Source organism: Psychrobacter celer, from assembly GCF_016107555.1.
Lineage (GTDB): Bacteria > Pseudomonadota > Gammaproteobacteria > Pseudomonadales > Moraxellaceae > Psychrobacter > Psychrobacter celer.
Genome location: NZ_JABASU010000013.1, coordinates 26,465 through 40,856, shown reverse-complemented (window position 1 = coordinate 40,856; position 14,392 = coordinate 26,465). Strand labels below are relative to the sequence as shown.

Annotated in this window: 11 protein-coding genes; 8 read left to right on the top strand and 3 right to left on the bottom strand. The window is 46.9% G+C overall.

All coding sequences use genetic code 11. The features are described from left to right. Positions 1 to 103 precede the first annotated feature (103 nt). Entirely contained in the window at positions 104 to 2,263 is a 2,160-nt protein-coding gene (gene fadB / locus JFC05_RS07595) for a fatty acid oxidation complex subunit alpha FadB (RefSeq protein ID WP_198336436.1), read from the bottom strand. Positions 2,264 to 3,012: 749 nt separating this feature from the next. On the opposite strand from fadB, the gene JFC05_RS07590 reads away from it, so the two are divergent. From JFC05_RS07590 to JFC05_RS07575, 4 genes are all read left to right on the top strand, one after another. Then, positions 3,013 to 4,074: a polyprenyl synthetase family protein gene (locus tag JFC05_RS07590; RefSeq protein WP_420850566.1), complete on the top strand. Its 1,062-nt coding sequence runs from the start codon at positions 3,013 to 3,015 to the stop codon at positions 4,072 to 4,074. 40 nt (positions 4,075 to 4,114) lie between these two features. After that, positions 4,115 to 4,933 carry a DUF72 domain-containing protein gene (locus JFC05_RS07585; RefSeq protein ID WP_198336434.1) on the top strand — a complete coding sequence of 273 codons (819 nt, stop codon included), beginning with the start codon at positions 4,115 to 4,117 and terminating at the stop codon, positions 4,931 to 4,933. A gap of 31 nt (positions 4,934 to 4,964) precedes the next feature. Continuing rightward, on the top strand, positions 4,965 to 6,125 hold the full coding sequence (locus JFC05_RS07580) for a metal-dependent hydrolase (RefSeq protein WP_198336433.1): 1,161 nt from the start codon (positions 4,965 to 4,967) through the stop codon (positions 6,123 to 6,125). A gap of 116 nt (positions 6,126 to 6,241) precedes the next feature. Further along, positions 6,242 to 7,369 carry a PIN domain-containing protein gene (locus tag JFC05_RS07575; RefSeq protein ID WP_198336432.1) on the top strand — a complete coding sequence of 376 codons (1,128 nt, stop codon included), beginning with the start codon at positions 6,242 to 6,244 and terminating at the stop codon, positions 7,367 to 7,369. Positions 7,370 to 7,432: 63 nt separating this feature from the next. Here the strand turns inward: JFC05_RS07575 and JFC05_RS07570 are convergent, their stop codons facing one another. Next, positions 7,433 to 7,837 (bottom strand): DUF8051 family protein, encoded by a 405-nt coding sequence (locus tag JFC05_RS07570; protein WP_198336431.1) that lies wholly within the window; start codon positions 7,835 to 7,837, stop codon positions 7,433 to 7,435. Positions 7,838 to 8,047: 210 nt separating this feature from the next. Then, positions 8,048 to 8,677: a superoxide dismutase gene (locus JFC05_RS07565; RefSeq protein ID WP_198336430.1), complete on the bottom strand. Its 630-nt coding sequence runs from the start codon at positions 8,675 to 8,677 to the stop codon at positions 8,048 to 8,050. A gap of 561 nt (positions 8,678 to 9,238) precedes the next feature. On the opposite strand from JFC05_RS07565, the gene rdgB reads away from it, so the two are divergent. The 4 genes from rdgB to clpX all read left to right on the top strand — a co-directional run bounded on the left by rdgB (position 9,239) and on the right by clpX (position 14,206). Next, on the top strand, positions 9,239 to 9,853 hold the full coding sequence (gene rdgB, locus JFC05_RS07560; protein WP_420850565.1) for an RdgB/HAM1 family non-canonical purine NTP pyrophosphatase: 615 nt from the start codon (positions 9,239 to 9,241) through the stop codon (positions 9,851 to 9,853). A gap of 447 nt (positions 9,854 to 10,300) precedes the next feature. After that, on the top strand, positions 10,301 to 11,638 hold the full coding sequence (gene tig / locus JFC05_RS07555) for a trigger factor (RefSeq protein WP_198336428.1): 1,338 nt from the start codon (positions 10,301 to 10,303) through the stop codon (positions 11,636 to 11,638). Positions 11,639 to 12,163: 525 nt separating this feature from the next. Further along, positions 12,164 to 12,802, top strand: a complete 639-nt coding sequence (gene clpP / locus JFC05_RS07550; protein WP_172953052.1) for an ATP-dependent Clp endopeptidase proteolytic subunit ClpP — start codon at positions 12,164 to 12,166, stop codon at positions 12,800 to 12,802. Between the two features lie 132 nt (positions 12,803 to 12,934). Next, entirely contained in the window at positions 12,935 to 14,206 is a 1,272-nt protein-coding gene (gene clpX / locus JFC05_RS07545; RefSeq protein ID WP_198336427.1) for an ATP-dependent protease ATP-binding subunit ClpX, read from the top strand. The last annotated feature ends 186 nt before the right edge of the window (positions 14,207 to 14,392 follow it).

Genomic DNA, 14,392 nt, shown 5'->3' with positions numbered 1-14,392 from the left:
GCCAGACCTGATAAAACCGACCAAAACGGTGCGTCTGCTATTTTTTTATCACCGATAGCGGCGTCAGCAAACGCACCCCACTTATCCTAATACGGTATGCTCGTTACGCTGTGGCGTAAAAAGTCTCGCCAGCGGCTGCCATGTCGCGAATCTTTTGCGGCGCTTCATAGGCTTTGCCAAGGTGTGCGTATTTTTCGCATAGTGCCAAGTAGTTATCGAGACCCATTTGGTCGATATAACGACAAGGACCACCGCGGAACGGCGGGAAACCAACGCCCATAATCATCGCCATATCCGCTTCACTTGGCGTGCTGACGATATTGTCTTCTAGGCAGCGTACGGTCTCATTACAGAAAGCCAGCATAGTACGGTCGATGATGGTTTGATCATCAAACTCTTTTTTGTCGCTATCTGTCGTGGTTTTAAGTAGCTCATAAGTGGCATCGTCAGCGACTTTCTTTGGCTTACCGCGCTTGTCGGTTTCGTACTTATAGAAACCAACGCCATTTTTCTGACCTAGGCGCTCGTTTTCATATAGATGCTCGATCGCCCCTTTATAATCAGGCTTCATGCGGTCAGGGAATCCTTCTGCCATCACTTCTGCGCCGTGCACACCTGTGTCTAGACCGACGACGTCGATTAGGTAAGCAGGACCCATCGGCCAGCCGAATTTTTCCATGACTTTATCGACATGGACGAAATCAGCGCCTTCTTTGAGCAGCAAGTCAAACGCGCCAAAGTATGGGAAGAGGACACGGTTTACCAAGAAACCTGGGCAGTCGTTGACCACCACTGGCACCTTGCCCATCTTGGAGGCCAGCGCAACGGTCGTCGCGATGGCTTCTTCAGATGATTTCTCACCGCGGATCACCTCTACCAGTGGCATACGGTGTACTGGGTTAAAGAAGTGCATACCGACGAAGTTCTCTGGACGCTCAAGCACTTCTGCTAAATGCGTAATAGAGATCGTTGAAGTATTCGAAGCCAAAATCGCGTCTTCTTTGACTAAGCCTTCGACTTCTTTGAGTACCGCGTGCTTCACTTTTGGATTTTCTACTACTGCTTCGATAACGATATCAGTCTCAGCAAAATCACCATAGTTCAAGGTAGGACGGATACGGCTTAGCGTTTCGCCCATTTTGGCTGGGGTCATCTTGCCGCGCTCGACCATTTTACCAAGCAATTTGCTGGCCTCGCCCATACCCAAATCTAATTGCTCAGATTTGATATCTTTCATGATGATTGGCAAACCTTTGCTGGCTGCCTGATACGCGATACCGCCGCCCATGATACCTGCGCCAAGTACGGCCGCTTCATTGATTTCATGTGCTTTTTTGCTGTGTTTTTTGGCCAGTTTTTTGACCAACTGATCGTTTAAGAACAGACCGACCAAGCTCTCAGCTTGCGGGGTTTTTGCCGCTTTGGCAAAACCAGCTGCTTCGACTTCGATCGCTTTGTCACGTGGCAAATTGACGTGCTTTTCGATCGCTTCGATAGCGAGCGCTGGCGCTGGATACTGCTTAGGATTGGCTTTAGAGAAGATCATGCCTTTGGCACTGTTAAACGCCATCGCTTGCTCAAGCTGGTTTAGCTTGACAGGCACTAGCTTCTCTTCACGCTTGGCTTGCCAGTCAAGCTCACCTGAGATACATTTTTTGACTAGGTCAATCGCAGCGTCTTGCAAATCATCAGCAGAGACGGTCGCATCTACCAAGCCTAACTTTAGCGCTTCAAGTGGTTTTTTTGGCTTACCCGTCGCGATAAGCTCTAAAGCGTTATCAATACCGATGACGCGAGTACTACGCACCGTACCGCCGAAGCCCGGGAAAATACCTAATTGAGTCTCTGGCAGACCGATGCTGGCTTTTTCGCTCATCACACGGTATTCACACACTAGAGTCATCTCACAGCCGCCGCCTAGCGCTGCGCCATTGATAGCCGCTACTTTTGGAAATGGCAGATCTTCAAAGCGGTTAAAGGTATCATTGATACTCACCACCCAGTCTTTGATCTCGTTTTCTGGGTTTTTAAATGAGCCAACAAACTCTGTGATATCAGCGCCCGCGATAAACACGCCTTTGCTTGAAGTGACAATAAGGCCTTTTACGTCATCGGCTTTTTCTAAAGCACTGACCGCTTCGCCAAACTGCTTGTTGGTCTCGGCATCAAACTTGTTCACGCTCTCATTTTCGGCGTTGTATTGCATGTTGGCGATGCCATCTTCTAGCATTGTCACCGTGATGCGATTTCCTTGGTATACCATTTGAAACTCCTTGCTATATAACGAAAGCTACGTTTTGGATTACAATCAATAGCCAGTTACTGTTAGTAAAATGGGTAATAGCACTGTGCGCCGCCGCCATCAAGACAAACATCGTCATGACGACAAACCACTAGCGGGCGCACAGTGAAGATATCTTTATTATCCAGCGCTCATAGTAATGTACTTATTTTTACGTCGCTTGTACAACATCGTTTGGCGCTTTGTTTATATATTACAGGTATCTACTACGGCTGTCGGTGCTGATTGGGGAGCGCCATCGCATGTAGATGCAGCGATGACGGTTTAGGCAGTCCGGCTCACTCACGCCGGCGACTGCCTTTATCAGCCCATTTCCACGGCAATTAGTGTAGGGGATTATGCCCCTCACTGTCACAAGCGAATACCATACTCACAAGTCACTCTTAAGTCGAGACTCGCCTTTACCTAGTGGCTAACGTGCTTTAAGTGACCAGTTGTATACTCAGTGGACAGCCGCCTCATCACAACACATTCAATCACTAAATAAAACGGGCAATACGTAACGAGGGTTGGTTGCAGGGCGTACTGCATTACATATGGCTTCTTTTTTTGTGTTTTTTAGCGTGTTTTTTGATAAAAAACTGCCAAAAACGCGGCGCGGATGATACGCGCTTCATAAGCAGGGCCAGCTATCATGCTACACTATCGCTATTTTTCTTGTCTCTTTTACAAATGGTTGGATTATGACTGTCTCTCCTACTTCTGGCTTTATGTCCTTTTTGCGTATAAATGACGGCGCGCATGATAATGCTGATCACCATATCAATAATAAAACCAAGCAGTTTCATCAGATTGTGCGCACCCAGATTGCCAAAGATATCGATGTGTTATTTGCGTATGCCAAGCTGCCAAGCCCGCTGCTGGATGCCTGCCAATATGTGATGACGGGGCAAGGTAAGCTGGTGCGTCCGCTACTGGTCGCCAGCGCCTTTGCCAGCGTGAATGATGACCGATGGCAAAGCGAGGCGCAGCCTATCAGTCCAGATATCTCTGAGACCATGACGCAAGGCAACACGGTAAACCCTTTATTAGAAAACCTGTTAGAAAACGACTCCGATTATGATATGGCGCGCCGAGCGGCATTGGCCGTCGAGCTATTGCATACCTATTCATTGGTACATGATGATTTGCCCTGTATGGACGATGACGCGCTGCGCCGTGGGCAGCCAACCGCGCATATCGTCTTTACCGAGGCAACCGCCCTACTGGCAGGGGACGTGCTCCAGACCCTCGCCTTTGAGGTACTGACCGCAGAGCTGCCGACTTTTGCGCCATTTGATGCCGCGATAGCCAGTCAGCTGCTCGCGGTATTTGCGCCGCGTGCTCGCCGTATGGTCTCAGGGCAAACGCTGGATATCAATGCCGAAGCCAACCCCGACATTACCCAGAGCCAATTAGAAGCCGTCCACCGTGATAAAACCGGCGCGCTCATCGAAGCGGCGATGCTGATGGGCGGGATTTGTGCTGGCGCGACCGCGCAAGAACGCATGGCGCTACAAGAATGCGCCCAGCATATTGGTCTGGCTTTTCAAGTCCAAGACGATATCTTGGATGTCACCACCAGCACCGACACCCTTGGTAAACCTGCTGGCAGCGATGAAAAACTGGATAAATCCACTTATGTCAAACTGATGGGAGTTGAGCAGGCGACCAGCTATGCGCAGTCGCTGTTTAATGACGGACGCGCCGCTATCTTGCGTGAGTTGAGCGGCAGTAAGGACACCAACGCCTTATTGGCACTCATCGAATGGCTATGGTCACGTAAAAAATAAGCTGAGCAATAAACATTAAAAACGATAAAGGGTGGTCAACATGGACGGTACCCCGACACCGCGTATCTACCTTGGCACCGGCGGCTATAGCGATACCGACTTGCTTGGTACGCTGTACCCAGCCGGCACCAAAAAGACAGACTTTTTGCGCGAATACGCTCGTCAATACGGCGCGGTCGAGATCAATAGCACCTTTTACGCGCCCATCGGCCAAAAAGCCTTTGCTGGTATGATCGATAAGACCTATGTACAAGCCGATAGCGAGTTGAAGTTTGCGGTAAAGCTGCATCAAGACTTTAGCCATGCGCGCAAAGGCACAAGCGAGCATGCACAAGCATTTTTAAACGCCCTATCCCCACTCATCGAAGCCGATGCGCTCGCACCTTTACTATTGCAATTCCCCCATGGCTTTGATCGTACTCGTGAGCATCGGCTATATCTGGCCAATCTGGTCAGCTGGTTTGGCGATTATCCGCTAGCAGTCGAGTTTCGTCATAACGCATGGCACACCCCGCAAGTGGTCGATAGCTTTAAACAGCAAGGTCTCATTTGGTGCAGCGTTGACTATCCTAAAGTCAGCGGTCTACCACCATCACGATTGATATTCACCGAGCGCACCGGCTATCTGCGTATGCATGGCAACAATCTGAACTGGTGGGACGCGATGAGCGCCGCCGATCGTCATGATTATCGCTATAGCAAGGCGGAGATGCAGGACTGGGCGCAAGCGATTGCCAATCAGCGTCAGCACTTTGACACGCTCTATATCTTTTTTCAAAACACCGTCAATGCTCATGCTTATTATAATATTGCGATGTTGCGAGAGGCGCTAATAGCGCATAACTTTGACGTATTGTAATTATCTAAACCCCTAATTTAATAAGAGCGCTATGGATTCACTCAGTCAAATCGTCTTAGGTGCGAGCGTCCAAGGGGCATTACTTGGCAAATATCAGAGTCGCAAAGCCTACCTATATGGGGCGATACTGGGCACGTTGCCTGACTTGGATGTACTGATTAGCTACCCCGACCCCATCAGCGACATGACCTACCATCGCAGCTTTAGTCATTCTTTATTTGTCCTGACCGCAGTAGGTTTCATCGGCGCTTGGCTAATCAGTCGCTATCATCACTGGCGCGATATGCCGTTGCCTTATTCAACGCGGCGCTTAGCACTCGCCATGACGTTGGTGTTGACCACCCATCCTATCTTGGACAGCTTTACGGTCTACGGCACGCAGCTATTTTGGCCGCTACATGACCCGTTGCAGATGCCCCCCATCAGTATTGCTTCCATCTTTATTATTGATCCCCTCTATACCTTACCGTTACTGATAGCGGTAATCGTGGGCATCATAAAAGGGGGCAAACTTGCGGTATTCAAAACAGGACTGCTGATCAACTGTCAACGCCTTGCGGTTTGGATACTGCTGCTAATCAGCAGTAGTTATTTATTATTGGGCTTAGGACTGAAGTACGACGCCCAATCCCAAGCGGAGCAAACTTTGGCAGCGGCTGGCATTGACACCATACGACTAAAAACCATGCCCGTCCTGCCGACGATACTCATGTGGCGTACCGTTGCCGAAGATAATGAGCATAGACTGATTGAGATACGCGGTAGTGCCTTAGATAGCCGCTTGCCTGAATATCGCTACTTGACGCAGTATGACAACGCGCAGACGCTACGCGCAAACCTGCCAGCGCAAAGCCGACCCTATGCCCAGCGTCTTGACTGGTTCTCTGGTGATTGGACAGGGTATCGCGTCCAAATGCTACCCGCCACTTCTACTACTGGCGATGCAGCCGAACAGCTGGTCGTTGATGATTTGCGTATGATGGCAGGTGACACGGCGTTCTTTAGTTTTGTATTGGCGGATAAAACCAATGACAATGCGCAGTGGCAAGCCATCACCCCGATAGACGCCCCTGTTATCAAGGTAGATAATGAACCTACACCGTCACGTTTTGAGCTGATTCAGCAAGGGTTTAAACGGGTGTTTGATGAAAAAATGGTGGATGGGCGTGAGGTTTGGGAAATAGTTGAATAAAGTTGGTGATTGGTGATGACAGGGGTTGGGGTTTTGGAGTAAGGTTGGTGTAGACAATTGTCATATTACTTCTATGTTATAAAAAGCAATGCATTAAAAAAATCTAAGGATGGAAAATGAATTCCGATGAAAATAAAGAATATGGTGCAATCCTCGTAGATACATCCATTTTCGATCAGTATGGTTTAAGATTAGAAAAAGGCTTACTAGGAAAGTTAAGCCAATTTCAGAAAAGCAATATACACTACCTATTTCCTGATGTCATAAGGGCTGAGGTAACAAGTCACTTACAAAGTAAGGTTAAAAGTTCTCGAGAGTCTTTAGAAAAAGCACTAAATGATGCTGGAGATCATCTATTTTTTGAGGGTAGCGAACTCAACGATGCAAAATCAATTTTGACTGATGGTAATGAAATTGAAGAACTGGCTGCAAGTCGTATTGATAAATTCATAGTCAATTCAGGAGCTTTAGTTCTTAATTGCGGAGAACATGTATCAGTATCTGAACTTTTAGAGCAATATTTTCAAAATAAAGCACCTTTCGCGGCGACAGGCAAAAAGAAAAATGAATTTCCTGATGCTATTGTACTTTTAGCGACAGAATCATGGGCAAGAAAAAATGATATTCAAGTCTTAGCTGTTGCTAAGGATAGCGACTGGAAGAACTATTGTGAAATGTCAGATAATATCGATTACATTGAATATTTCGCAGATGCACTAAGCAAGTTCAATAAAGAAATAGCTTTTACCTTCTTGTCTTTACTTACCTCTCAATTAGAACAAGAAAATAGTATTGATGCAGCTGATTTTTTACAGAGAATTCGTAGTAGCTTAGAGATGGAATTTGATGGCTTCACACCAGACCAAGAAGCAGACTCTTTTCACTACTGGGAGCCAGATGGCTGCCATGGTTGGTTAAGTGATTTTGAGTTAGCCAATCATGATTTCAAAATAGTAGATCACGCAGAGGATTACGTTGTTTTGGAAATGAATGCTATTATCTCAGTTGAAGTAGAAGGAGAATTTTCTCTTTCTCACTATGACTCAATAGATCGTGATTATGTTGGACTAGGTGGGATTGTAACTACTGCTGAAGAGCAGTTTAAATCTGCCATATTAGTCACTATATGTGGCGACCTAAATGGTGATTTATCAGATGTGGATATTGAAGATGTAGAAGTTGTAGACCCTATAACATCAATTGACTTTGGAACTTTAGAACCTGATTACGGATATGATGAATAAAGCTATTTAATAATAAAAAAAAGGACACCCACCGTGTCCTTTTTTCACATTACCCCACGCCCATCACATAGATTCAGGCACAGAAACCGCTTTCATATACCAACCCGCACTGACAAACAACAATACCGCGAGCGCCGCGCCAAATACCTCTAGCATAAACAGCGTTTGCCCCATCGGCTCTGCCGAGCGCGGGAAGATATTGGCAATGTCCGCCGCATAAACCGCAAAAAACTCCACCGCGAGCAACAGCAGTATCTTGCCACGCATCGCATGACCGTCAATCCCCGTGAACAGCTGCCACACACTGAGCAGCCCAAGGGTAATCAAAGACACATTAAATAGCGTCATCACCATCGGTGAGTAGTCAGTCAGCGCCCGCATCCCGACCAAGTTGCTAAATATCACAAAGCACAAATTGATGACCGAGAGTGCCAATATGGCAAGTACAGCAATGCGCGCTTTGTTCACGAGCTCCCTCCGTGTTAATTCCATTTTTTATTGAAAATCATTATAGCGCTGCTGAACATTTTTTTTCTGATAAAGGTTCGCTGGCGATCACTTACTTTCTGTAATGCATCGATAAAGTGTTCTAAAAATAACCGCAATTTTATCTCGCCCACAAAAAAAAGAGCACCAAACGGCGCTCTTTTTTTATATCAAAACCTTAAGTCTTAAAGATTACTCTTCAACACCAGCATCTTGACCTTTATATTTCGCGTTTGCGTAGTCCCAGTTCACTAGCTTATCTAGGAAGGTGTCAACATAGTCAGGACGACGGTTACGATAATCGATGTAGTAAGCGTGCTCCCATACGTCACAAGTCAATACCGCGACTTGACCATGGGCCAATGGGTTGTCAGCGTTACCAGTCTTCGCGATTGATAGTTTACCGCCGACTTTATCAGCGACAAGCCAAGCCCAACCAGAACCAAACTGTGAAGTTGCTGCGTTTTTAAACTCTTCGCGGAACTTGTCATAGCTACCAAAATCTTCTTCGATTTTTGCTTTGAGATCACCAGTCGGTTCGCCGCCGCCGTTTTCTGGGGTCATGCAGTTCCAGTAAAACGTGTGGTTCCATACTTGCGCGGCTTGATTAAACATGGTTTGCTTGCTGTCATCTTTTGCCGTGGCTTCGATGATCTCTGGCAATGTCTTGTCTTCTAAACCAGAGCCTGGTAGCAAGTCATTTAGTTTATTGACATACGCCGCATGGTGCTTGTCATGATGGTATTCTAGCGTTTCGGCACTGATATGTGGCTCTAGCGCGTCTTTTGCATAAGGTAGATCTGGTAGAGTAATGTTTGACATAATTATTTTATCCTTGCTTATTTGCCGCTCTTATCTCACCTGCCCCACAGAGGCAAGCAACATACCGAGCTAAATTGGCTGAGTTTATTGTTTGAGATGAATTTTATCGCTTAATACTTTTGTCGTTTATACATGATATTTTTACTCACAATACCACGTATTGTCATGAATCCAAAAGTAACATTAGTGTTATTTTTTGCCCGAAAGCCAAGTGTTTGACTTCGCGAGCGTTTATTAACTTAATATTCACAAGCTATAAGATATCATTCACTGAATCTTGGCACCTATTATAGCAACAGTACGCGGCAATATCAGTTACTAAATGTTATGGACGATACAACCTGTATAGCAATTGGTTATTTATCGAGCCATGCTATCTGGTTGTTTGAGCTTAACCGGTATAATAAATGGGCGGATGCGAGCCATTATGCATGCCTACTCTATTTAGCCTAACCCATTTACTGGTAACGTCTTTTTTGTCCCTCGACTTGATGGAATGATTTTATGAGCACTACCACAGGCCAACTATCTGGTCACCCTGTACCATCGCCAAATGAGGCAATCGCTGCCAGCCAGTGGGTACTCGCCAGTAATAACAAAGGCAAGCTTGCTGAGTTTAAACGTCTATTTGCGGCGGCAGATTTGGATGTGACGATCGTCCCGCAAGGCCAGCTTGATATCGATGATGCCATCGAGGATGGGCTCAGCTTTGTAGAAAACGCCATCATCAAGGCGCGGCATGCCAGCCGAGCCAGCAACCTGCCTGCCATTGCAGATGACTCAGGGTTATGCGTGCCCGTATTGGGCAACGCGCCTGGCATCTATTCGGCGCGCTACGCCGGCGAGCATGGTCATGATGCTAAAAACAACGCCAAGCTCATCGCTGATTTGCAGCCTATTCGCGCCGCCTCGCCAGATACGCCTATCAAAGGCATGTTTGTTTGTGTGCTGGCGATGGTACGCCATGCCGACGACCCGCTGCCGATTATCGCACAAGGCTTATGGCAAGGCGAGATATTAGACGCGCCACATGGCGATGGTGGTTTTGGTTACGACCCCCTGTTTTGGCTGCCCAAGCTACAAACGACGGCCGCCAGCCTTAGCGCCGCTGACAAAAACAGCATCAGTCACCGCGGCCAAGCCATTCGGCAGTTATTGGCGCAGCTACCGCTATGACAGTTGACGCGCTCTAAAACAGCGTTAGCGCTAATGATGCATGTCATCAAACATAAGGTAAATAAAGAACGCTTTATAGGCAAACAATAGGCAAACAGATAATTTTTACTTTAATAAACAGATAGATTATACTGTTCTACTTTTAAAATTTTGTTGAAGGCCGTTATTTGCCTGTATAATTCAGCAAAAAGCGTTATTATGCGCGGCATAAACGGTTTATTATTGATATTTGATAGCGTGTACTCAAACGCTGCCTGACAGCGCTTGGCCTTATAGCCGTGGCGCAGTTAGGTTATAGGGACGCCTGAGGCGATTGCTTAAAGGCCAGCTGAGCGACTGCGCGCTATCACTATCCCCTATTTATTCCAACGGCAATCAGCAGCACACGCCCGTATTTTGACGTGCGATTGTCTATCATTATTATTTAACCCTAAAGGTGTAATTAACATGGCTACAGATTTGCAAGTCACAACCAACAAGCTATCTAATAAAGAGACTCAGCTGACGGTTAAAGTCCCCGTAGAAAAAATCCAAAACAAAGTAGAAGGCCGCATCAGCCAAGTGGCGAAAACCGCCAAAATCGACGGTTTCCGTAAAGGCAAAGTGCCAATGTCGCACATCCGCTCACAGTACGGTGCGGGCATCCAGCAAGAAGTGATCAACGATGTGATCCGTGATACGGTCTTTGAAGCGATCAAAGCTGAAGACATCCGCGCCGTTGGCATGCCAAACATCGACGACGTCAAACTAGAAGACGACTTTTTGGTGTATCAAGCCACTGTTGAGATCTTCCCAGAAATCGACGTACAAGGTATCGATGAAATCGAAGTTGAGCGTCACACTGCAACCGTCAGTGACGAAGACGTCGACACCATGATCGAAAACCTGCAAAAGCAGCGTCAAGAGTATGTTGAAAAGAAAGGCAAAGCAGCCAAAGATAACCAAGTGACCTTTGACTTTGAAGGCTCTATCGACGGCGAAAAATTTGAAGGCGGCTCAGCTGAAGACTTCAAATTGGTCATCGGTAGCAACCAGATGATTCCTGGTTTTGAAGCGGGTATCAAAGGCATGAAAGCTGGCGAAGAAAAAGTCATTGATGTGACCTTCCCAGAAGATTACCAAGCAGAAAACCTAGCCGGTAAAGAAGCACAGTTCAAAATCAATGTAAAATTGGTGGAAAGAGCCAAGCTACCTGAAATCGACGACGAGTTCCTAGAGCTATTTGGCGTGACCGAAGGCGGCGTTGAGAAGCTAAAAGAAGACGTACGCAAAAACATGGAACGTGAAATCAAAAACGCTGCGCGTAGCCAAGTCAAGCAAGCGACTTTTGATGCATTGCTAGAAAAGAACGAGTTTGACGTACCAAACGCCATGCTAGAGCAAGAAATCGAGCGTCAGCGCAACATGATGATGCAGCGTTTTTCTCAGCAGTTCGGCGCTAGCGCTGACAGCTTTGACAAAGACATGCTGCCAAATGAGCTGTTTGAAGAGCAAGCGCTACGTGCTGCCCGTCTTGGCATCATCGTCGCTCGCGTCATCGATACCAAAGGTCTAGAAGTGGATCAAGAGCGTGTCGAAAACTTCATCAAAGAAGCGGCAGAAAACTACGAAGACCCAAGCGAAGTCATCGAGTACTATACCAATGACAAGGAGCAACGCGCCAACATCGAGTCTGTGGTACTAGAAGACCAAGTGGTCGACTATTTGATCAGCCAAGGTAAAGTAACTGACAAAGAAGTCAGCTACCAAGACCTGCTCGCCGCTCAGCAGCAGCAAGCAATGTAATCTTGCTTAGTCGTCCAGCCAGACCATTACGATCATCGCTAAGCACGGGTGATCATTGGTAACGACGACCAAGGTAATACAAAAATGCCCTAACCATTGTGTTAGGGCATTTTTCTTGGTAGATAGTTATTGATGGATAGAGTACTGGCACGTACGCCCACACTGACTGACTTTCTATTGAGTGTTTTTCATCATCGTTTACGACCAACCCCTTGATAAATGGTTGCACACGCCTTATTAATAGACAGTCATTTATCAATTTTCACATTAAAAAGTTACTATTGCCTCAATAAAAAAGTTACCATTAGCTCAATTATTTTTTAGCGACACCTAGATGGTTTTATAGTGATAGTTTTATGGCATCTGGCTCGTGCTAGGTATAAACGGCCGTATTTACAATGATAAGCCGTCAGCAAAGTTTAGCCACTCGCTACCCTCAAACCCTTTATTTTATGGACTTATACATAGGACATCTTTATGACAGATTATGATCGCATCACCGCCAACCCGTATTTTGATATGTTGATGAGTGCGCACAACGACGTACAAAACATCCAAAGCGCTCCGCAGTCTGCCTTAGTACCCATGGTGGTCGAGCAGTCTTCACGTGGTGAGCGCTCGTTTGATATTTTCTCGCGCTTGCTACGTGAGCGTGTGATCTTTTTGACCGGTCAAGTCGAAGACCACATGGCCAATCTTATCGTTGCTCAGTTGCTATTTTTGGAAGCAGAAAACCCAGACAAAGACATTCATTTATACATCAACTCACCAGGCGGCTCAGTCAGTGCCGGTTTGGCAATTTTTGATACCATGAACTTTATCCAGCCTGAAGTATCGACCATCTGTATGGGCGGCGCGTATAGCATGGGTTCATTCCTATTGGCAGCAGGCCAAAAAGGCAAGCGTTACTCACTTGCCAATGCACGCGTGATGATTCACCAGCCATCAGGCGGCGCGCAAGGTCAAGCGACCGATATCGAGATTAATGCCCGTGAAATCCTCAAAATCCGTGATCGCCTAAACCGCATTTTGGCTGAGCGCACCGGCCAGCCGCTTGAAAAAATCGAAAAAGACGTCGAACGTGACTTTTGGCTAGATGCGCAAGAAGCCAAAGAGTACGGTCTGGTCGATGAAGTACTAGAGCGTCGTCCGACTTCGTTGTAGGCTTTGGGCGCCGCGCCATCATCGCGATATCCGCAGCCATTTTGTTACATTTTATGCCTGAGCACTTGCTGTTTGGGCATTGATGGACATACTCAGAATACTTATAAGCTTTAAATTTTAGGAGCGCCTTTTATGGCAGAAGATAACACCCCACAGTGCTCATTTTGTGGCAAAGCCAAAAGTGACGTACAACAGCTCATTGCCTCTGACGACGCCAATATCTGTAATGAGTGCATCGAGCTATGTACCGACTTAATCGCAGACAGCGCCGAGCAGAGCGACGATAGCGATATTGACACCTCGTGGGTCAATAAAAAACTACCAACGCCAAAAGAGATACGCGCCAAGCTTGATCAGTATGTCATCGGGCAGGACGCGGCCAAAAAAGCCTTGGCAGTGGCGGTTTATAACCATTATAAACGTCTAAAAGTCAGCCAGACTTTGGCCAATGACAACAAAACAGCCAAGATTGGCGCTGATGATGCCATGGTTGAATTGGCAAAAAGCAATATTTTGCTGATTGGCCCGACCGGCTCTGGTAAGACACTGCTCGCGCAAACCTTAGCGCGCCTGCTCGACGTGCCTTTTGCCATGGCCGACGCCACCACCTTGACCGAAGCAGGCTACGTCGGTGAAGACGTCGAAAACATTGTGCAAAAACTACTGCAAGCGGCTGACTATGATGTGAGCAAAGCTGAGCAAGGTATCATTTATATCGATGAGATTGATAAAATCAGCAAAAAAGGCGACAACCCGTCTATCACGCGCGATGTATCGGGCGAAGGCGTACAGCAAGCCCTACTCAAGCTAATCGAAGGTACAGTTGCTGCTATCCCGCCTCATGGTGGCCGTAAGCATCCACAGCAAGAGCTGATCCAAGTCGATACCAGCAACATCCTCATCATCGTTGGTGGTGCGTTCGCTGGCCTCGACCAAGTGATTCAGCAGCGTACCGAAAAAGGCGGTATCGGTTTCAATGCGGATGTCAGCTCAAAAGACGACAGCCGCCGTAGCTCAGATTTGCTTCAGCAAGTCGAGCCTGAGGATTTGATTAAGTTTGGTTTGATTCCTGAGCTAATCGGTCGTCTGCCGGTACTGGCCGCGCTCGAAGAGCTGGATGAAGAAGCGCTGGTGCAAATCTTGACCGAACCAAAAAACGCGCTGGTCAAACAGTACAAGTATTTGTTTGATATGGAAGGCGCTGAGATTGAGTTTACCAAAGAAGCCCTCGATGCCATCGCCAAAAAAGCCATGGAGCGCAAAACAGGCGCGCGTGGTCTGCGCTCTATCGTAGAAAACGCCTTGCTAGAAACCATGTATGAGCTACCATCGATGAAAAACGCCAAAACCGTGATGGTCGATGAGTCGGTCATCAATGAAGGCAAAACGCCTAAAATTGCTTAATCTGAGCATGACCAAAGATAGCAGGACAAATGGTAGGCTATCTTGACAATAATCCTAAAAAAGCGTCTGGCAGCAGTGCTCAGGCGCTTTTTTGTGTCCGCTCGTCTGTATGCATAAATATATATGCCCAAGCGCACAAAAGGCGTATAAAAAATCCATAAGAAAATAAACTGGGCTTTTTTGCGG